The sequence below is a fragment of the Cellulomonas gilvus ATCC 13127 genome, from assembly GCF_000218545.1.
Classification (GTDB): domain Bacteria; phylum Actinomycetota; class Actinomycetes; order Actinomycetales; family Cellulomonadaceae; genus Cellulomonas; species Cellulomonas gilvus.
In genome coordinates this window covers 274,009-293,479 of record NC_015671.1, presented here as the reverse complement: position 1 = coordinate 293,479, position 19,471 = coordinate 274,009, and the positions used below count along the sequence as shown (strand labels likewise).

Genomic DNA, 19,471 nt, shown 5'->3' with positions numbered 1-19,471 from the left:
GCACCGGATGCGGGCCAGGGGCGGCTGAGAGAGTCGGGCCTGACCTGCTCGGGTCAGGAGCTCGGCGTTCCTACATCGGAGGGCGGGATGACGTGACACACCTGCGACGGGTGGCACTGGGCAGGGTCCAAGGTGGTTGCGCGGTGGCCCAGGCGCCGCACCTGTGCGAGGAGAGCGGTCAGCTCGGCGATCCGTCGCTCGAGACTGCCGGCGTGCTGCTCCAGCAGGTCGACGACGTGCTGACAGGGCGGCCCGCTGTTCTCGCGGGCAGAGACGACGTCGGTGATCTGCCGGAGTGTCAGGCCCGCCGCCTGCGCTGCCCTGACGAACGCGAGCCGCTCGATGGCGCCGTGGTCGTACTGCCGATAACCCGACGCTTGACGCGCAGGCGCAGGCAGCACTCCGGCCTTTTCGTAGAACCGGATGGCCTTGGTCGTCACGCCGCTCGCTGCGGCCAGCTGACCGATACGCATCTGATGACCCTACGCCTTGACCTTCCCGCGCAGTGGAACGTCTACCGTCGGCCCCCTAAGAAGGTGGGCACGGTCGGTGACGCGCTAGGAGCACCCCATGGACGAGTACGACGTGATCGTGATCGGCACCGGAGGCGCCGCGATGGCCGCCGGGATCGAGGTCCGCTCCCGCGCAGCAAGCGTCCTGCTCGTCGAGCACAACGCCCTCGGCGGAACCTGCCTGAACATCGGCTGCGTGCCGAGCAAGAGCCTGCTGGCCGCAGCAGACCAGCGCCACCGCGCCGCGGTGAACCGTTTCCGCGGCGTGGCCACGAGCACCGGTGGGGTCGTCATGGACGCGCTGCTCGCGCAGAAGCAAGCGCTCATCGACCATCTTCGCGAGGTCAAGTACGCCGAGGTAGCGGCCGCCCACGGCCTCCGCGTCGTCTACGGGCACGCCCGGTTCCTCGACGCGCACACCGTGCAGGTCAACGACCACCAACTACGGGCCCGGGCCTACGTCGTGGCAACCGGGTCCGCGCCGTACGTCCCCGACCTGCCTGGCATGGCCGACGTCGACTACCTCACCTCCACCACCGCAATGGAGCAGCGAGACCTGCCCGCATCCATGGTCGTGGTCGGCGGCGGGTACGTCGGGCTGGAGCAGGCCCAGCTGTGGGCGCACCTGGGCGTAGAGGTCACCCTCGTCGGGCGCTTCGCCCCGCACACAGAGCCCGAGGTTGCTGACGTACTCCGCGGCGTGTTCAACGACGAAGGCATCACGGTGGTCGAGGAGCGCGCGGTCACGGTCGCGCGCACAGAGAACGGGGTCGTGGTCACCACGACAGCCGGCACCCGAGCGCAGGGTCAGCGGCTCCTGGTCGCGACCGGCCGCTTCGCCGACACACGCAAGGGTCTGCTGCACGAGTAGGTGACAGCGAAACTCAGGCGGCGAGTGCGACCTGAGTGGTCATGATCGTCTCGTACTCGATGGGGGTCAGGCGGCCGAGGCGGACCTGGCGTCTGCGGCGGTGGTAGGTCCGTTCGATCCAGGTGATGATCGCCAGGCGCAGCTCGTCACGGGTGGCCCAGCGGCGGCGGTCCAGGACGTTCTTCTGCAGCAGCGAGAAGAAGCTCTCCATAGCGGCGTTGTCCCCGGCGGAGGCGACCTGCCCCATCGACCCAGCGAGGTCGTGGCGGGCCAGGACACGGGCCACCTTCCTGCTTCGGAACTGGCTGCCACGATCGCTGTGGACCACGCAGCCGGCGACATCCCCGCGCCGCTGCACCGCGCTGACCAGAGCGTCTACTGCGATCTGGGACGTCATGCGGTCGCTGATCGAGTATCCGACGATCCGGTTGGAGAACACGTCCTTGATCGCGCAGAGGTAGACCTTGCCCTCGGCGGTCGGGTGCTCGGTGATGTCCCAGAGCCACAACCTGTTCGGCGCATCGGCGGTGAACACCCGCAGCACGAGGTCCTCATGGGCCGGCGGAGCGGCCTTCTTCCCGTTCTTCGAGCGCTTCTTGCCGAACACCGACCACCACTGGTTGTCCCGACAGATCCGCCAGACCGTGCGGTCGCAGGCGATCAGTCCGGCGCGGGCGGCCTCGTCGGCCAGGAGCCGGTGCCCGAACTCCGGGTCGTCACGGTGGGCGTCGAACAACGCGTTAGCGAGGTGCGCCCGGGCGACCTCCCGCGCGCCGACGGGCTCAGCGAGCCACCGGTAGTAGGGCTGCCTTGCGAGCTTAAGAACCCGGCACGTCACCGCGACGGGCACCCCGTCGGCGGCGAGCTCACTCACGAGCGGGTAGAGCCTTTTCCCGGCAGATGCGCCTGGGACAGATACGCGGCCGCGCGGCGCAGGACCTCGTTCTCCTGCTCCAGCAGACGGATACGCCGGTTCGCCTCTCGCAGCTCGGCCGACTCGGTCCGAGTCACCCCGGGGCGGTTGCCGTCCGCGACGTCGGCATCACGCAGCCAGTTCCGCAGACACGACTCGGCGATGCCGAAGTCCGCCGCGATCTGCTTGATCGGAGCGTCCCCGCGGCGAGCCACGGCCACGACGTCCTCGCGGAACTCCTTGGGATAGGGCCTGGGCACGGTGCACATCCTTCCAGCGGCGCCTCCCGGCACCACACGTGGGTGTCACCTACTCGTGCGGCAGACCCCTGGGGCACTCCTGCGAATGTCGGGTCCTAAGCGCCCAAGACATTCCCCGAGCACTGGTCAACCAGGATCCCCGCGGAACCCTCAAGCTCGTCATCGACGCGAAGACCCGCGAGGTCCTCGGGGTCCACGCCGCCCTCGACGGAGCCGGCGACGTGATGCTCGCCGCGACGTACGCGATCAAGTTCGGTCTTACCGTCGACGACCTCGCCGACACCTGGGCGCCCTACCTCACCATGAGCGAGGCACTGCGCATCGCCGCCGGGCTGTTTCGCTCGAACCTGCCCACCAGCTGCTGCGCCTGACGCCCGGCGACGCAAGGAGGTTCAAGAGCGTGGACAGCGCCTTGCGTCGCCGGCTCCTCGGCGGATCCCGCATACGAACGTTTCCGCTACACCGGAGTCGAGATTCCGGTGGAGCCTGACCCGCTTTCGCGGGCACCTGTGGTTGGTTGATCATGCCGCCGCGGTCGCGGCGGTGTGAAGGTTCTCGAACTCGGTCGGGGATAGGTTCCCGAGGCTGGTGTGCCGGCGTCGGGGGTTGTACCAGGCCTCGATCCACTCGAAGATCGCGGTCGCGAGTTCGGCTTTCGAGGTCCAGTGCTGCTGGTCGAGCAGCTCGCGCTGCATGGTCGACCAGAAGCTCTCGATCATCGTGTTGTCCACGCTCGAGGCGACCCGGCCCATCGAGCCGAGCAGCCCGGCCTCGCGCAGCCGGTGCCCGAAGACCCAGGACGTGTACTGCGGGCCCCTGTCCGCGTGGACGATCGCGCCGGGCTCGGGTCGGCGTCGCCAGGTCGCCATCTGCAGGGCGTCGACGACGAGTTCGGCGCGAATGTGGTCCGCGATGGACCACCCCACGACCTGCCGGGAGAACACGTCCAGCACCGCGGCGCAGTACACGCGGCCCTCGCTCGTGGGGTGCTCCGTGATGTCGGTGCACCACAACCGGTTCGGCTCCTCGGCGACGAACCTGCGACGCACCAGGTCCTCGTGCGGCGCGGGCGCGGGTCGGTGGCGGCCGCGTTTGCGCTGGTGGCAGATCCCACCGATGCCCGCGGCGCGCATCAGCCGCGCCACCCGTTTGCGACCGCAACGGATTCCGAGCCCCAGGCGCAGCTCGGCATGAACGCGCGGGGCGCCGTAGGAGCGGCGCGACATCTCGTGCACCGCCACGATCGTCGCCGACAGCTGCGCGTCGGCCACGGACCGCGCCGAGGGCGGCCGCGTCGACCAGGCGTGGAACCCCGAACGTGAGACGCCCAGGACCCGGCAGGCCACCGCGACCGGCACACCGGCCGCGGCGAGGTCTCGGACCAGCCGGAACATCATTTTGGGAGGACGTTCTCCCGGGCGAAGTACGCGCTGGCGCGCTTGAGGATCTCGTTCTCCATCTCCAGCACCCGGATCCGCCGGCGCGACTCGACCAGCTCCTTGCGCTCCTCGCTGGTCAACCCCTCGCGGCGGCCGGCATCGACGTCGTCCTGAGCCATCCACCGACGCAGACACGACTCGCTGATCCCCAGATCGGCCGCGATACTCGCGACCGGCTGCTGACCCGAACGGGCCAACTCAACGGCTCGCCGGCGGAACTCCGGCGGCTTGGCTGCAGGCATCCAGGACTCCTCTCCGAGGCGATCATCACCTCAGCGAAGGTGTCCACGGAAACGGGTCAGGCTCCGCACCTCGGCGGCACGGACATCACGGTCGACGTGCTGCCTGTGGTCCGCGTCGACGAGCTCGCGGTGCTGACGCTGGATCTGGCGATGCCCGACGGCGACGGCGACGGCGTCTTCCTCGCGAGCGACCTGAGCGGCGTGCCCGTCCTGAAGCTGCCCGCGCTCGCGGGGCTGCGCCTGCTCGACCTCGGCGCCGACGCCGTGCACACCGTCGCCGTGGACGCCTCCGACCGCGCGGTCACGACCGGCACCGACTTCATCACGCTGCGACCGGGTGAGTCGATGCGGCTGCAGCTGCGCCTGGGCGAGTTTTTCTTCCCCTCGTGCGCCACCGACATCAACCGGCACCTGAAGCGTCTTCCGGGGTGCAGGCCGTGCACATCGATCTGCACTCGCACCGGGTTGACGTCGACTACGACCCCCGACGCTTGGACGTCGAGGACATCCTGGCGACCGTCGGCGGTGCCGGCGTTACCGCAAGCGTTATCTCGGAGGACAGCTAGGACCCGCCTCCACTAGGGCGACCAGGGACGTCGACCGGTGCCCAGACCAAGCGCGAGCGCACTGCCCGGGCGTCATCCCGCCACCCATCAGGGCCGCACCGGGCCGCCGGGCCCGTCAATGATCAGCGGAAGCCTGCCCGCTGCATTCTCACGTGTGAACCGCTGGTAGACCCACGTCCCAAGAACTCAGGAGAGATTGCTATGAGCGTCAAGCTTCACCATGTCCCGCCGCGCCTGGCGAGCGGGGCCTTCATATTGAACACCGGAATCACTAAGCGGTCATTGGACGTCGACGGGGCAACGGGGCTGCGGGACCAGGCCGCCAACGCGTTCCCGTTCTTGAAGAAGATGGACCCGGTCCGCTTCGGGAAGGCGTTGTCGACCTTCGAGATCGCTCTGGGCACGGCGCTACTAGCCCCGATGGTACCCACCCGGGTGGCCGCGGCCGGCCTAAGTGGATTCTCGGCCGCATTGATGGCCGTGTACCTCAAGACGCCAGGGTTCACCCGTGATGACGGAATCCGTCCAGCGCCGGCTGGCATGGGGATCGCTCGGGACGTCTTCATGCTCGGTAGCGGTCTGGGCCTGATGGTGGAGGAACTGGCAACCAGGCGAACCTGACGGGGCCGTCCCGCCATGCGCGTGACACCCGGCCCCACGGGCCCCGCGGACTGGGGTGTGGTCATGGGCGCCCGCGGGCCGAGGCTACGTGGCTCGTCCGGTCGCATTCTGAGCCGGACCAGCTAAGCGTCACCGCCGATCAACTCGGCGGTGACGCTCTTCATTGCGCCAGCACGCTAGAGCAGCCCCGGCGGCGGTGCACGGATGGGTGTGCGGTTGATTGACGCCGGTCATGGTTGCCCGGTGCCGATCTTCATAACGTCGTTGTCAGCACCCCGAACTGGGGTTGGACAGCTACAGGAAGGTCGAACAGCTATGAACAAGCTGCAGCAGTGGTGGTACGGCAGGTGGGCGATCCCAGTGGTCTCCGGGGCGCTGATCCTCATCTCGTTCTTCGTGGCCCGCGGCCTCGGTTCCGATGCGTGGAGCAACGCCTTCATGGTGGCCGCCGCCGTGGTCGCGGGTACCCCGATCGTGACCAAGGCAGCCCGGGCGCTCATGGCCCGGGTCATCGGCATCGACCTGCTGGTCTCGGTGGCCGCGATCGGCGCGGTGATCATCGGGGAGTACTGGGAGGCCGCCGCGGTGACCTTCCTCTTCGCCATCGGGCACGCCCTGGAGTCCGCAACGCTGAACAAGACCCGCTCGGCACTGGCCGAGCTGGTGGCCGTGGCCCCAGACGTGGCCGTGGTCATGCGCGACGGCGTGCAGGTGGAGGTGCCCGCTGCGAGCGTGGCCATGGGCGAGATCGTCCTGGTTAAGAACGGCGCTAAGGTCCCGGTGGACGGCGAGGTCGTGGCCGGCACCGGCGCCCTGGACGAGGCCTCCATCACCGGGGAGTCCATCCCCGTGGAGAAGTCCAAGGGCGACCACGTCTTCGCCGGAACCGTCGCCAAGGGTGGGTTCCTCCAGGTGCTCGCCACCGGCATCGGCGCCGACACCACGCTGGCCCGCATCATCCACCGCGTCGAAGACGCCCAGGACGCCAAGGCCAAGACCGCCCAGTTCATGGACCGGTTCTCCGCCTGGTACACCCCGGCCATCATGGTCCTGGCCCTCGTGGTCGGACTCATCACCGGTGACGTCGTGCTCGGGCTGACCCTGCTGGTCATCGGCTGCCCCGGCGCGCTGGTCATCTCCATCCCGGTCTCCATCGTCGCCGGCATCGGCCGGGCCGCCAAGGACGGCATCCTCATCAAGGGTGGGGAGTACCTGGAGACCTCCGGCAAGATCACCGCCGTCGCGGTGGACAAGACCGGCACCCTGACCAAGGGCCGCCCGCACCTGACCGACGTCGTCGTCCTGGCCCCAGCCATGGATCGCGCCCAGGTGCTGACCTGGGCAGCCCGGGCCGAGGCCGGCTCCGAGCACCCGCTCGCCCGACCCATCCTGGAGGCAGCAGCCGCGGAGGGGCTGGCCACGTCGGGGCTGCCCGAGGTCACCGAGCCCGTGCCTGGCAAGGGCATCACTGCCACCATCGGCGGGCGCCGGGTCCTCATCGGCAACGTGGCGCTGCTGGAGCAGTACGGCGTCGCGGACACTGTTGGCGCCGGGCAGGCCGCTGAGGAGCTCGCCGCAGCGGGCAGGACGGCGATGATCGTGGCCGTGGAGGATGCGGTGGCTGGTGTGGTCGCGGTGGCTGATGAGGTCCGTCCCGACGCGGCGCAGATGGTCGCCCGTCTGCACGACGCCGGGGTGAAGAAGGTGGTCATGCTCACCGGTGACGCCCCGCTGGTGGCGAAGGCAGTTGGTGCGGCGACCGGGGTCGATGAGGTCCGCGCCGGCCTGCTGCCCGAGGACAAGCTCGACGCGGTCGCGGACCTGCAGCGTCAAGGTCACGTGGTGGCCATGGTCGGCGACGGCGTCAACGACGCCCCCGCCCTGGCAACGGCCAACATCGGCGTGGCCATGGGCGCCGCCGGCTCTGCCGTCGCCGTGGAGACTGCGGACATCGCCCTCATGGGCGACAACCTGCTCAAGCTCCCCGAGGCCGTCGGCCTGGCCCGGCGCACCGTGAACAACATGCGCCAGAACATCACCATCGCCCTGGTCACCGTGGCCGCCCTGCTGGCCGGCGTCCTCCTGGGCGGGGTGACTATGGCCATCGGGATGCTCGTCCACGAAGCTTCGGTCCTGGTCGTCATTATCAACGCCATGCGCCTGCTGCGCCGCCACCAGGACACCACCAGCGCCGTGGCGACAGCGCCGGCGCAGAGCACCACCACCGAGGCACAGGCAATGGCCCGCCGCCCGTAAGCAGCACCGGACCAGGACACCTCCGCGCCAGCCGTCCCGGCCCGCCGCTGGAAACCAGCACTACCTCAGGAGGAAACACCAGGTGAGCACCGAAGAACACTTCACCATCGAAGGCAACATCGAGCACTTCACCATCGCCGACGTCGCCCAGGACAACCCCGACTTCCGCCGGGTGCTATGGACCGGTCAGCACGCCCAGATCGTCATCATGACCATTCCCCCGGGTAGTGAGATCGGTGATGAGGTCCACCAGAACACCGACCAGATCCTCACCTTCATCAGCGGAACCGGTCAGGCAGACCTCAACGGCCACACCCACCCGATCGAGGCCGGTGACCAGTGCGCCATCCCAGCCGGCACCCGGCACAACTTCCGCAACACCGGTGCTGAGCCACTCGTGCTCTACACCGTTTATGCCCCGCCCGAGCACGCCGCCGACGGTGCCTACCCGACCAAGAACGAGGCCGACGCCGCCGAGGCAGCCGGGCAGGACGAGCCCCCCACCGCCTGACGAGCACACCAACCACCGGCTGAAGCGGCCGGCCAGGTCAGGGACCACACTCGGCTCGTTCAGCGACCAACAAGAAGGAAGAAGCAACCCCATGTCCAAGGTGTACGTATTCAATGACTTCGGTGGCCCGGAGAACCAGCAGCTGGTCGACCGCCCGGCCCCCCCGCCGGGCCCGGGCGAGCTGGCGGTCAAGGTCCGCGCCGCCGGCGTCAACCCAATCGACCACAAGATCCGCTCCGGAGCTCTGGGCACCGACCTACCGCTGCCGGCCCCCATGGGTCAGGAGGTCGCCGGCGTCGTCACCACCATCGGCGACGGCGTGGAAGGCTTCGCGGTGGGCGATGCGATCCTCGGTCCGGTCGCCCCCGGATACGGGGCCTTTGCCCAGGACACCATCGTGCGGGCCACCGAGGCGGTGGCCAAGCCCGAGGAGATCTCCTTCGCCGACGCCGCCACCATCCCCGTCGCAGCAGCCACCGCCTACGACGCCACCCACCAGATCGAGCTCGAAGCCGGCCAGACGCTCCTGATCCTCGGCGCCGGCGGCGGCGTCGGGCTCATGGCCGCCCAGATCGGCCGGGTCCACCAGTTCACCGTCATCGGCATCGCCTCGGAGACCAAGCGCCAAATCGTCGAGTCGACCGGGGCCACCTTCGTCCCCTCCGGGAAGGGCGTGGCCGACCGTGTGCGCGAGGTCGCCCCCGAGGGATTGGACCTCATCGTCGACCTGGTCGGCGGGGATGCCCTGCGCCAGGTCGCCGCACTGGCCACCAGCCCCTCGCGCATCATCTCCGCCGCCGACCCCGCGACGGCCACCGAGATCGGCGGCTCCGCCCTCGAGCGCACCAGCGAGGCCATGGCCAAGATCACCGGGGTCATCGAGTACGGCCTCGTCGACCCCCACGTCACCGCCCGCTACCCCCTCGAACAAGCCGGCGAGGCCATCGTCGCAGTCGAGACTGGCCACACCACCGGCAAGACCGTCATCGAGCCCTACAGCGCCTGACGCGGGCCGACCGGTAGCACCGCGAGCACCCTCGTCATCGGCGTCAGTTGATCCGGCCGCCACACAGCTCTGATAGAACCCCGCCACATAACGGCGCAACCCACAGACCTCACCGGAATCTCGACTCCGGTGTAGCGGAAACGTTCGTTTCCGGCGATGGCGTGAGACGGTCGGCGGCAGCGCCTGGTTCGGCTCAGCGCGGAACGGCGGGCGGCCCAGAGCGCCCAGCCGCCGCCAGGTGTAGAACCGGGCGTGTGGCTGAGCTCGGCGGCATGGGGCCGAAGCTGGCCACAGCATCCGGGTCGCGAGCGACAGTGCCGGGTTTGGTGCGGTCAGCACATAGCGCGGCCGGAATGACAGCGGCGGCGTCGAGGGCGCTGGACCGGTCAGGCGCAGCAGGACGTCGGCAAATGGTTGCGGAACAGCCCTGCGGCGATCCGCAGGCTCTCGGCCATGGTCAGGTAGGGCGCCCAGGTGTCTGCGAGGTCGTCGACCGTCATGCCGGTTCTGATGGCGTAGGTCGCGGCGAGCATGATCTCGCCGGCACCGTCGGCGAGGGCGTGCACCCCCAGGACCTTGCCTGTTGTGGCGTCGGCGACGATCTTCACGGCCCCTCGGGTGTCGCGGTTGACCAGGGCGCGCGGGACCTCTGAGAGGTTCAGTACTCGGGACCTGCAGTCGTGGCCGCGCTCGAGGGTCTCCTTCTCGCTCAGCCCGGCCGAGGCGAGCTGGGGGTTGGTGAAGACCACGGTGGGCAGGCCGGTGTAGTCGACCCGCGCCCCAGGACCGTCCGGGCCGGTCAGTGCGTTGGTGGCGGCGGCGCGGCCTGCGGCGGCGGCGACGTAGACGTACTGCGGGGCACCGGACACGTCGCCTGCGGCGTAGACGCGCGGGTTGGTCGTGCGCTGGAACTCATCCGTGACGACGAAACCCCGCTCGTCGACGTCGACGCCGGCTGCGGCGAGCCCCAGCCCGTCGGTGCGGGCCGTGCGACCGGTGGCGATCAGCAGCCGTTCTGCGCGGACGGCAGCACCCGAGGCGGCCCGTACGACGACCTCGCCTCCGTCGACCGAGACGGCGACGGCGTGCTCCTCGAGGACACCGATGCCGTCCTCGGCAAAGACCGCACGCAGGCGTTCGGCCAGCTCCGGCTCGGCCCGGGGGGCCACGCGCCCGACCAGGGACACCCTCGCACCGAGACGGGCCAAGAGCTGCGCCTGCTCGAGCCCGACGGGTCGAACCCACACCCGATAGGCGCTAGCATCGACCCATGCCGATGATCACCGCAAGTCCTGATGTAAGTGGCCGGGCCGAGCTCGCGCCCGCAGGGGCGTTGTTCCGAGGCCTGGGCGACCCGACGCGCCTGGCGCTGGTGCGCCGCCTGGCGAGGGGCGAGGCGCGGGTCGTGGACCTGTGCACCGAGCTGGGCCTGAGCCAGTCCACCGTGTCCTCACACCTGGCCTGCCTGCGGGACTGCGGGTTGGTCGACTACCGCGCGCAGGGACGCGCGTCGGTCTACCACCTGACCCGCCCGGAGCTGATGGACCTTCTCGCTGTGGCCGAGGGCCTGCTGGCCGCGACCGGCAACGCTGTGGCCTTGTGCCCCACCTACGCAAGTCCCACCACCTCTGACCCGATCGCCAAGGAGAGTGCACGATGAGCGACGCCTGCGGCTGCAGCGACGACGAGACCACCCCCGGCGGCGAGGAAGCCGAGGAGCACGAGGCCGAGCGGCTGTGGGAGGTCAGCGAGCTCCGCTTCGCCGCCGTCGCCGGCGTGCTGCTCGTGGCGGGCCTGGTCGCAGGGTCCAGGGATCAGTCCGCCGTTGCGACGGTGCTGAACTGGGTGGCGCTGCTGGTCGGCGGGTGGACGTTCGTCCCCAGCACGATCGGGCGACTGGTCAAGGGCAAGATCGGCGTCGGGACCCTGATGACGATCGCCGCGATCGGCGCGGTGCTGCTCGGTGAGGTCGCCGAGGCGGCCGCGCTGGCGTTCCTGTTCTCCATCAGCGAGGGCCTGGAGGAGTACTCCCTGGCCCGCACCCGCCGCGGCCTGCGGGCGCTGCTGAACCTCGTGCCCGCTACCGCGACGGTGCTGCGCGACGGTGCAGAGACCGCGGTGGCTCCGGCTGAGCTGGGCATGGGGGACCTGATGGTGGTCAGGCCCGGGGAGCGGGTCGCCACCGACGGGATCATCCGCACCGGTCGCACCGCCCTGGACGTCTCGGCGATCACCGGTGAGTCGGTGCCCGTGGAGGCCGGACCTGGGCAGAACGTCTACGCGGGGTCGATCAACGGATCCGGCGTCCTCGAGGTGGAGGTGACCACCACCGCGCAGGACAACTCCCTGGCGCGGATCGTGCGGATCGTCGAGGCCGAGCAGTCCCGCAAGGGCGAAGCCCAACGCCTGGCGGACCGCATCGCCAAGCCGCTGGTGCCCGGTGTGATGATCGCCGCGGCGCTCATCGCCGTCGTCGGCAGCCTGCTGGGCGACCCGGGCACGTGGATCGAGCGGGCCTTGGTTGTGCTCGTCGCAGCGTCCCCGTGCGCCCTGGCGATCTCCGTGCCGGTCTCCGTGGTCGCCGCCGTCGGGGCCGCCTCCAAGCAGGGTGTGCTCATCAAGGGCGGCGCGGCCGTGGAGGCCCTCGGTGCCATCCGCGGGGTCGCCCTGGACAAGACCGGGACGTTGACCCGCAACGCCCCTGCCGTCGTGGCCGTCGCCGCCGCGCCCGGCTGCACCCAGGAGCGCGTCCTGCAGGTCGCGGCCGCCCTCGAAGCACGCAGCGAGCACCCCCTGGCACGGGCCATCCTGGCCGCCGTCCCCGCGGTCAGCCCTGCCAGCGACGTGGAGGCCGTCCCGGGGGCGGGCCTGACCGGGACGTTCGAGGGTCGGCCGGTCCGGCTCGGGCGACCGGGCTGGGTCCACGCCGGGTCGTTGGCCGCTGAGGTGGAGCGGATGCAGCAGGCCGGCGCGACCGCCGTCCTGATCGAGGAGAACGGCTCGCTGCTCGGTGCGGTCGCCGTGCGCGACGAGCTGCGGCCCGAGGCCGCGCAGGTCGTGGCCCAGCTGCGCCGCGATGGCTACCACGTCGCCATGCTCACCGGCGACAACACGCTGACCGCGACCGCCCTGGCCCGCGAGGTCGGCATCGACGAGGTCCACGCGGACCTGCGCCCGGAGGACAAGGCCGCACTGGTCGCCCAGCTGCGCACCCAGCGCCGCACCGCGATGGTCGGTGACGGCGTCAACGACGCCCCCGCGCTGGCGACCGCCGACCTCGGCATCGCGATGGGAGCGATGGGCACCGACGTGGCGATCGAGACCGCCGACGTCGCGCTCATGGGTGAGGACCTGCGTCACCTGCCCCAGGCGTTCGCCCACGCCCGCAGGGCCAGGCGCATCATGCTGCAGAACGTCGGGCTGTCCCTGGCGATCATCATCGTGCTCATGCCCCTGGCCCTGACCGGTGTCCTGGGCCTGGCCGCCGTGGTCCTCGTGCACGAGGTGGCCGAGGTCGTAGTGATCGCTAACGGCGTCCGCGCCGGCCGCACTCGCCCACTGCCGCAGGCCATCACGGGGACTGCTGCGGCCGTCGAGCGTCCGGCGCTGGCTACGCGGTGACCGCTGGCACCGCAAGGGAGGAGAAACGGGGCTTGGCCAGCCCGACGCGGCGGCGCCTGGCGGCAGGGCTGGGCGCTGCTGCGTTGGCCGCTGTCGACCTGGGCGTCAAGGCCTGGGCAGTGGGTTCGCTGCAGGAGCGGGTCATCCCTTTGGGTCCGGTCGAGCTGAGGTTGGCCTACAACGCGGGGGTGGCATTCTCCGTCGGGGCTGGCGTCCCGACCTGGCTCGTGCTCACTATCACCGCGCTCGTCACCGCTGCGGTCGGTGTGGTCGCCTGGCGGACCGGCGCCGCTCTTTCGCGCGGGCGGTTGCCTGCCCTCGCCCTGGTCCTGGGTGGGGCGATCGCGAACGTCGTGGACCGGGCTGGGGACGGGGTGGTCACCGACTACCTGCACAGCGGGTGGTTCCCGACCTTCAACATCGCCGACACCGCGATCGTCACCGGCGTCGCTTTGCTGGTGCTGGTCACCCTGCGCCACCCGACACCCGCAACACCGAGCGGGGACGGCACGAGCGGGATCGGGTGAGTGGCACTCGCGCGGGCCTCGCGTCGGTAGTGGCCACCAGCACGATCGGCGGCCGGTGCTCACATCAACGCTCGCTACCATGACCGCATGACGGCCGAGGCGTGCGACCTGCTGTGCCTGGACGTGGCGCGCGCCGAGTCGGTCCGCGCAGCCCTGCCGAAGGCGCACCGCTCCCAGGCGATGGCGGTTACTGCCAAGGCACTGGCGGACCCGGTGCGCCTTCGCACGGCGATGGCCCTGGCCCTGGGGGCCGAGTTGTGTGTCTGCGATTTGGCGTGGGTCGTCGGGGCCGCGCCGAACCTGGTCTCGCACCACCTGCGCGTCTTGCGCCGCGCTGGCCTGGTGACCTCCCGCCGACAAGGCAAGCTGGTCATGTGCCGGCTGACATCCCTGGGCGCGGCGCTACTGGACGCCCTGGGCGTCGCCGCACCGGATGAGAGTCTGTGGGCGGCAGAGTCTGAGCTGATGAAGGCGTCCGTCAGTGGATGAGCCGACCGCAGCCGGCGGACCTCCGGCTCAAGGCTCGGCCGCCCCGGCACGGTCGGGCCGGCCACTGACCGGCCCGCGGGCAATCCTCCTGGCCCTGGTCGTCGTCACCGGAGCTGTGGTGGCGGTCCAGCTGGCCGGCTTCCTGTCGGCAGGCCAAGGCCCGGCGGCAGAACGGTCCCCGGTGGCTGCGGGCAACAGGACGGTGACGGAATACGCACCCGAGGACCGAGGCGAACCGGTGGCCCTGTCGGGAACCGGGCTGACTGGTGAGGCGATCGACATCGCCGCATGGCGCGGCGATGTCGTGGTGATCAACGTGTGGGGTTCGTGGTGTGCGCCGTGCCGTGAGGAGGCACCGATCCTGGCCGCCACGTCGGCTGCGTACGCGGACCAGGGGGTGCGGTTCGTCGGAATCAACGTGCGCGACAATTCGGCCGCGGCGATCGCGTTCGAGGAGAGCTACGGGATCAACTACCCGAGCATCGACGACAGCAATGGAAAGGCCCTGCTGAGCCTGGCCGAGCACCTCCCCGGAGCCGGGGTCCCGGTGACCCTGCTCCTGGACCGTGACGGGAGGCCGGCGGCGCGCGTCCTGGGCGCGGTGCAGGAGTCGACCCTGACCGCGCTGGTGGACACGGTCCTGGCCGCGCCGATCGCTGGGTCGTCGTGAGCGCGGTCCAGGATCTGGTCGCGACCGGCCCGTTGCTTGCGGCCGCGGTCGTCGCGGCCGTGGCGGGGCTGGTCTCCTTCGTGTCCCCCTGCGTGTTGCCCGTGGTGCCCGGGTACGTGTCCTACGTCGCTGGCGGCCCCTTGCTCGATGAGGGTGTCGCGACGCGGCGACGTCCGGTGGTGGCGGGTACGGCCTTGTTCATCCTGGGGTTCGCCTCGGTCTTCGTCGCCTACGGGGCCCTCTTCGGCGGTCTGGGCGCGACGCTGCAGTCCTCGCAAGCGGTGCTCACCCGTGTCCTGGGCGTCGTGGTCGTGGTCATGGGGCTGGTCTTCGCCGGCTGGCTGCCCCGGTCCCAGCGCCAGATGCTGCCGCGGCTGCGTCCTAAGTCGGGCCTGGTCGGCGCCCCGCTGATGGGGGTCACCTTCGGGCTGGGTTGGACACCGTGTCTGGGTCCGACTCTCGCCACGGTGCAGACCTTGGCGTTCACCGAGGCCAGCGCCGGGCGCGGGGCGACGCTGGCCGCGGTCTACGCCGCCGGGCTCGGTCTTCCGTTCATCGCGGTCGGTCTGGGCATGCGGCGGGCACTGACGGCGACCCAGTGGGCACGTGGGCACACCGTGGGGATCAAACGCGCTGGTGCGGTCATGCTCATCACCACCGGTCTGCTGCTGGCCACCGGGGTGTGGGACCACCTGATGCGGGGCCTGCAGTCCACGATCTCGGGCTACACCACCGTCCTGTGAACGACGTCGACGAGCGAAAGGCCTCCACTGATGGCAACCCGTAAGCACGAAGCGGCCGAGCGCGCTGCCCGGCTGGCCGAGATCCGCGAGCAGCAGCGGCGCGCCGAGCGCCGCCGCACGGCGGTCATCACCGGCACGAGCGTGCTCGTGGCCGGGGTCCTCATCGGAGCGACGGCCGTCGTGCTCGTCGGCGAGCAGCAGCGCGCCGCCGAAGTCACTGAGGCAGCGTCGGGGGACATCGAAGGCGTTGCGACCTTCAGCGACCTGTCGGCCAGCCATGTCCAGGAGCCGGTGCGGTACGACCAGACGCCGCCCGTCGGTGGCGACCACGCGGGTGTGTGGGCCAACTGCGGGACGTACACCGAGCCGATCGCCAACGAGCTCGGGGTCCACTCCCTGGAGCACGGTGCCGTGTGGATCACCTACAGCTCGGACCTGCCGGCCGAGCAGGTGCAGCGGCTCGCCGAGCTGGCCGACGGCAACGCGTACGTGCTGCTCAGCCCCTTCGATGGCCTGCCCGAGCAGCCGGTGGTGGCCAGCGCCTGGGGGACCCAGCTGGCGCTGGGAACGGCGGATGACCCGCGCCTGGAGCAGTTCCTGGTCAAGTACCAGCAGGGTGAGCAGACACCGGAGCCGGGTGCGCCGTGCACGGGTGGGGTGGACGCGTGATGAGCGAGAGCGCTGGCGCGCCGCGCAGGGTCCCGACCGTTGCGGTGGTGATCTTGGTGGCCGCCGTTGTGGGGGTCGCCGGCCTGGTCGCCGGTTCGGCCCTCACCAGCGGAGGCGACCGGGTCTCGCGGCCGGCCGAGGGGTCAGCCGAGGCTGGGTTCGCCCGCGACATGCAGGCGCACCACGCCCAGGCGGTGGAGATGTCCACGACGGTGCGTGACGCCACGGAGGATCCCGAGGTCCGGTCGCTGGCGCTGGACATCATGCTGACCCAGCAGCAGCAGGCTGGGCAGATGTATGGCTGGCTGGAGCAGTGGGACCTTCCGCAGGCCAGCCTGGCCGCTCCGATGCAATGGATGAGCGAAACCGACTCCGGCATGGGGCCCATTGAGCACGGTGCTGACGCGACCGCGGCGCCGGGGTCCGACACGGTTATGCCCGGGATGGCGAGCGACGCGGACCTGGGCAGGCTCGCCGACGCAGGAGGGGTCGACGCCGAGGTGCTGTACCTGCGGCTCATGGTGGCGCACCATGAAGGCGGCGTGGCCATGGCTCAGGCGGCGCTCGACCTGGTCGAGGACGACGACGCCCGTCGTCTGGCGCAGGCGATCGTCAGCTCCCAGACCGCCGAGCTCGCGGTGCTCAACGACATGCTCGACGCGCGGCAAGCCGTGTCGACGGGCCAGTGACCGAGCCAATCGACGCCTGGCCCGGCAGCGCCGTCGCCGAGGCCGCAGGATCCCGGCCAACCGGGGACGCGCTCGAGGATGCTGCGGTCAGTGACCGTCTTGAGGAGGCGGCTCGGCCTGGAGTGATGGCGATGCCACCGCGCCCGACGGGGCAGGGGCTGCGGGCATGGGGCCGGTGGGCGTGGCGGACGCTGACGTCCATGCGGACCGCGGTGCTGCTCTTGCTGGCGCTGGCCCTGGCCGCCGTGCCCGGGTCGCTGCTTCCCCAGCGGGGGGTCGCGTTCGATCCCGGCGCCGTGACCCGCTTCGTGGCCGACAACCCGGTGGTAGGCCCGTGGTTGGACCGGCTGGGGTTCTTCGAGGTGTACTCCTCGCCCTGGTTCGCCGCGATCTACCTACTGCTCATGGTGTCCATGACTGGATGCGTCCTGCCGCGCGCCGCGCGCCTGTGGCGGTCGACACGCGCCGAACCCCCACGGGCGCCGACCAATCTCGCGCGCTTGGACGGCCACCGTCGTACGACCGTGGCCGCCGAACGGGCGCAGGTCCTGCAGGCGGCCGCGTCTCACCTGAGGGCACGGAGGTTCCGCGTCGTTGTCGACGACGATTCCGTGCGGGCGGAGAAGGGGTACCTGCGCGAGGCCGGCAACCTGGTGTTCCACCTGTCACTCCTGGTCCTGCTCTTCGGCGTCGCGATCGGGTCGCTCTTCGGCTTCGAGGGGCGGGTGATCGTCGTGGAGGGTGCTTCCTTCACGAACACGCGGCTGCAGTACGACGAGTTCACCCCGGGGCCTTTGACTGACGCCGAGGGCCTGAGCCCGTTCTCGGTCACGCTGGACGACTTCACTGCCAGGTTCGAGACGGCCGGCCCCCAACGCGGCAGCGCCCGGGACTTCCAGGCCGACCTGACTGTGCTGCGCACCCCCGGCGGCGCCGCGGAGAAGGTCACCGTCGAGGTGAACCACCCGCTGCAGGTGGAGGGCACCAAGATGTTCCTCACCGGCCACGGCTACGCCCCGGTGGTCAGCGTCACCGATGGCCGCGGTCAGACGGTGTTCTCCGGGCCGGTGGTGTTCGTGCCCTTCGACGGCAACCTGTCCTCCGAGGGCGTGATCAAGGTCCCGGACGGGCAGCCGACGCAGCTGGGGTTCGAAGGGTTCTTCCTGCCCACCGCCTCCGTCGACCCCGCGGCCGGCCCTCGATCGCTCTACCCGGACCTGGTCGATCCCCAGCTGCTGCTGACCGCATACACCGGTGACCTCGGCCTGGGCGACGGCGCACCGCAGTCGGTCTTCCGCCTGGACAAGACCAATCTGAGCCAGGTCATGGACGGGGACGAGCCGTTCGCGCGCGCTCTGCGACCCGGTGAGTCGATGACGTTGCCCGACGGGCAGGGCACCTTGACGTTCGAGTCGGTCTCGCGGTTCGCAAACTTCCAGATCGCCCACGACCCCGGCAAGGAGCTCTCCTTGGTCGCCGCGGTCGCCCTCCTGCTGGGCCTGACGGTCTCACTGGCCGTCCGCCGACGCCGGGTCTGGGTCCGTGTCACCGCAGCGGCTGGCGGCGGCGGCGCGACTGTCGAGGCAGCCAGCTACGCCCTGACCCGACGTGAGCCGGTCCCCGGCGAGCTCTCGTCGCTGCTCGCCGCCCTGCCAGGCGCCGAACCGGCCGGCAACGGCGCTGCCCCGCACGACCGAGAGGATTGAAGATGCCCACCCCCACCCTCCTGGCCGAGCTGAGCGACCGGCTCATTTACAGCGCCATCGCGGTCTACGCGTTGGCGATGCTCGCCTACGCCTACCAGGCCGCGCGCCGATCTCGCCCGGCAGCGGACGACGCGCCTCGCCTTGAGCCGGTCGCCGCCGGCAGACATGGCGCCGTGCTCGCCCCCCAGTCGCCGGCCTCCGCGGCCCCGCCTGGGATCCGCGATGCAGCCGCGCGTCGCACGGAGCGGATCGCTGCGGCACTGACCACGCTCGCGTTCGTGCTGCACCTGGCCGGGGTCGTGGCCCGGGGCCTGGCGGCGGGCCGCGCGCCGTGGGGCAACATGTACGAGTTCACGGCCGCCGCCACACTGGCCGCCACGGCCGCCTATCTGGTGTTCCTGCGACGCCAGCCGGTGCGGGACCTGGGTGTGTGGATCCTCGCGCTGGTCACCTTGTGCCTGGGGCTTGCCGTGACGGTGCTGTACACCCCCGCGGGGGACCTGGTCCCGGCGCTGAACTCCTATTGGTTGGTCGTCCACGTCGCGGCGGCCATCATCGCCGGTGGCGTCTTCACCGTCGGGGCCGCCGCAACCGGCCTGTACCTACTGCGCCGACGCGCCGACGCGCGCGACGCCGGCGGGCAGGCGACCCGCGGCTACGCCGGCCGGCTGCCGGCTGCCGCCACCCTGGAGCGCCTCGCCCACACCGCCCACCTGTTCGCCTTCCCGGTGTGGACGTTCGCCGTGCTGGCCGGCGCGATCTGGGCCGAGGACTCCTGGGGCCGGTACTGGGGCTGGGACCCCAAGGAGACCTGGGCCTTCATCACCTGGGTGCTGTACGCCGCCTACCTGCACGCACAGTCCACCGCCGGGTGGCGCGGCAGGAAGGCCGGGTGGCTGGCCCTGGCCGGGTACGCCGCCTTCTGGTTCAACTTCGTCGGCGTCAACCTGTTCATCACGGGCCTGCATTCCTATGCCGGCGTCTGAGGACCGGCCGACGCCGATGTGCGCCCGGCAGGTGCGTGACGACCCATCGGGAGGCGCCGGGTGAGCACGGGGCCCGAACGGCCTTCCTTGTCGGACACGCGGCCCGGTCCAGCTCGTACGGCCGGCGGGGAGCTTCGTGTCCGCGCCGGGTCGCCCCGGCAGGAGGTCGAGCGC

The 19,471-nt window shown here is 70.7% G+C and carries 22 protein-coding genes; 17 read left to right on the top strand and 5 right to left on the bottom strand.

Annotated features, from left to right (window positions below):
- Positions 1-53: 53 nt before the first annotated feature.
- Positions 54-473, bottom strand: coding sequence for a heavy metal-responsive transcriptional regulator (locus tag CELGI_RS01335; RefSeq protein WP_013882310.1), 420 nt, complete (start codon positions 471-473; stop codon positions 54-56).
- A 97-nt stretch (positions 474-570) separates the two neighbouring features.
- Here CELGI_RS01335 and CELGI_RS01330 point away from each other — a divergent pair, with 97 nt between their 5' ends.
- A complete protein-coding gene (locus CELGI_RS01330; RefSeq protein WP_081465310.1) occupies positions 571-1,383 on the top strand; it encodes an FAD-dependent oxidoreductase in 813 nt (270 codons plus the stop codon).
- A 13-nt stretch (positions 1,384-1,396) separates the two neighbouring features.
- On the opposite strand, the gene CELGI_RS01325 is transcribed toward CELGI_RS01330, so the two are convergent.
- Positions 1,397-2,556, bottom strand: a protein-coding gene (locus tag CELGI_RS01325; protein ID WP_169315122.1) for an IS3 family transposase whose coding sequence is annotated in 2 segments (ribosomal slippage) — positions 1,397-2,275 and positions 2,278-2,556 — 1,158 coding nt in all. Because the reading frame shifts where the segments join, the coding sequence is not laid out codon by codon here.
- Between the two features lie 38 nt (positions 2,557-2,594).
- Here CELGI_RS01325 and CELGI_RS01315 point away from each other — a divergent pair.
- Complete coding sequence (locus CELGI_RS01315; protein ID WP_041574051.1) at positions 2,595-2,927, top strand: hypothetical protein; 333 nt, start codon at positions 2,595-2,597, stop codon at positions 2,925-2,927.
- Positions 2,928-3,077: 150 nt separating this feature from the next.
- On the opposite strand, the gene CELGI_RS01310 is transcribed toward CELGI_RS01315, so the two are convergent.
- Together CELGI_RS01310 and CELGI_RS01305 are read right to left on the bottom strand one after the other, a co-directional pair.
- The gene (locus CELGI_RS01310) at positions 3,078-3,953 is read right to left on the bottom strand and encodes an IS3 family transposase (RefSeq protein WP_013882309.1); all 876 of its coding nucleotides are present in this window, start codon (positions 3,951-3,953) and stop codon (positions 3,078-3,080) included.
- Complete coding sequence (locus tag CELGI_RS01305; protein WP_013882308.1) at positions 3,950-4,237, bottom strand: IS3 family transposase; 288 nt, start codon at positions 4,235-4,237, stop codon at positions 3,950-3,952. The genes CELGI_RS01310 and CELGI_RS01305 overlap by 4 nt, the downstream gene beginning before the upstream one ends.
- A 39-nt stretch (positions 4,238-4,276) precedes the next feature.
- Between CELGI_RS01305 and CELGI_RS01300 the strand changes: the two genes are divergently transcribed.
- The 5 genes from CELGI_RS01300 (at position 4,277) to CELGI_RS01280 (ending at position 9,197) form a co-directional block, all read left to right on the top strand.
- Entirely contained in the window at positions 4,277-4,819 is a 543-nt protein-coding gene (locus CELGI_RS01300; protein WP_013882307.1) for a hypothetical protein, read from the top strand.
- Positions 4,820-5,004: 185 nt separating this feature from the next.
- Entirely contained in the window at positions 5,005-5,424 is a 420-nt protein-coding gene (locus tag CELGI_RS01295) for a hypothetical protein (protein ID WP_013882306.1), read from the top strand.
- A gap of 315 nt (positions 5,425-5,739) precedes the next feature.
- Positions 5,740-7,680, top strand: coding sequence for a heavy metal translocating P-type ATPase (locus CELGI_RS01290; protein WP_013882305.1), 1,941 nt, complete (start codon positions 5,740-5,742; stop codon positions 7,678-7,680).
- A gap of 82 nt (positions 7,681-7,762) precedes the next feature.
- Positions 7,763-8,191, top strand: coding sequence for a cupin domain-containing protein (locus CELGI_RS01285; protein ID WP_013882304.1), 429 nt, complete (start codon positions 7,763-7,765; stop codon positions 8,189-8,191).
- Between the two features lie 91 nt (positions 8,192-8,282).
- Positions 8,283-9,197 carry an NADP-dependent oxidoreductase gene (locus CELGI_RS01280; protein ID WP_013882303.1) on the top strand — a complete coding sequence of 305 codons (915 nt, stop codon included), beginning with the start codon at positions 8,283-8,285 and terminating at the stop codon, positions 9,195-9,197.
- A 386-nt stretch (positions 9,198-9,583) separates the two neighbouring features.
- Here CELGI_RS01280 and CELGI_RS01275 read toward each other — a convergent pair whose 3' ends face one another.
- Entirely contained in the window at positions 9,584-10,444 is an 861-nt protein-coding gene (locus CELGI_RS01275; RefSeq protein WP_265338694.1) for an FAD-dependent oxidoreductase, read from the bottom strand.
- A gap of 23 nt (positions 10,445-10,467) precedes the next feature.
- Here CELGI_RS01275 and CELGI_RS01270 point away from each other — a divergent pair, with 23 nt between their 5' ends.
- From CELGI_RS01270 to ccsB, 10 genes are all read left to right on the top strand, one after another.
- The gene (locus tag CELGI_RS01270) at positions 10,468-10,857 is read left to right on the top strand and encodes an ArsR/SmtB family transcription factor (protein WP_013882302.1); all 390 of its coding nucleotides are present in this window, start codon (positions 10,468-10,470) and stop codon (positions 10,855-10,857) included.
- Complete coding sequence (locus CELGI_RS01265; protein ID WP_013882301.1) at positions 10,854-12,818, top strand: heavy metal translocating P-type ATPase; 1,965 nt, start codon at positions 10,854-10,856, stop codon at positions 12,816-12,818. The genes CELGI_RS01270 and CELGI_RS01265 overlap by 4 nt, the downstream gene beginning before the upstream one ends.
- A gap of 32 nt (positions 12,819-12,850) precedes the next feature.
- On the top strand, positions 12,851-13,345 hold the full coding sequence (locus CELGI_RS01260; RefSeq protein ID WP_013882300.1) for a signal peptidase II: 495 nt from the start codon (positions 12,851-12,853) through the stop codon (positions 13,343-13,345).
- An 87-nt stretch (positions 13,346-13,432) separates the two neighbouring features.
- Entirely contained in the window at positions 13,433-13,834 is a 402-nt protein-coding gene (locus tag CELGI_RS01255; RefSeq protein ID WP_013882299.1) for an ArsR/SmtB family transcription factor, read from the top strand.
- 118 nt (positions 13,835-13,952) lie between these two features.
- Positions 13,953-14,504: a TlpA family protein disulfide reductase gene (locus tag CELGI_RS01250; protein WP_013882298.1), complete on the top strand. Its 552-nt coding sequence runs from the start codon at positions 13,953-13,955 to the stop codon at positions 14,502-14,504.
- Positions 14,501-15,247, top strand: coding sequence for a cytochrome c biogenesis CcdA family protein (locus tag CELGI_RS01245; protein ID WP_013882297.1), 747 nt, complete (start codon positions 14,501-14,503; stop codon positions 15,245-15,247). The genes CELGI_RS01250 and CELGI_RS01245 overlap by 4 nt, the downstream gene beginning before the upstream one ends.
- A gap of 30 nt (positions 15,248-15,277) precedes the next feature.
- Positions 15,278-15,916 (top strand): DUF3105 domain-containing protein, encoded by a 639-nt coding sequence (locus tag CELGI_RS01240; RefSeq protein ID WP_013882296.1) that lies wholly within the window; start codon positions 15,278-15,280, stop codon positions 15,914-15,916.
- A complete protein-coding gene (locus CELGI_RS01235) occupies positions 15,916-16,605 on the top strand; it encodes a DUF305 domain-containing protein (RefSeq protein ID WP_013882295.1) in 690 nt (229 codons plus the stop codon). Before CELGI_RS01240 ends, CELGI_RS01235 begins: the two co-directional genes overlap by 1 nt.
- A gap of 200 nt (positions 16,606-16,805) precedes the next feature.
- Positions 16,806-18,311, top strand: a complete 1,506-nt coding sequence (gene resB / locus CELGI_RS01230; protein WP_211206545.1) for a cytochrome c biogenesis protein ResB — start codon at positions 16,806-16,808, stop codon at positions 18,309-18,311.
- Positions 18,312-18,313: 2 nt separating this feature from the next.
- Complete coding sequence (gene ccsB, locus CELGI_RS01225; protein WP_013882293.1) at positions 18,314-19,297, top strand: c-type cytochrome biogenesis protein CcsB; 984 nt, start codon at positions 18,314-18,316, stop codon at positions 19,295-19,297.
- The last annotated feature ends 174 nt before the right edge of the window (positions 19,298-19,471 follow it).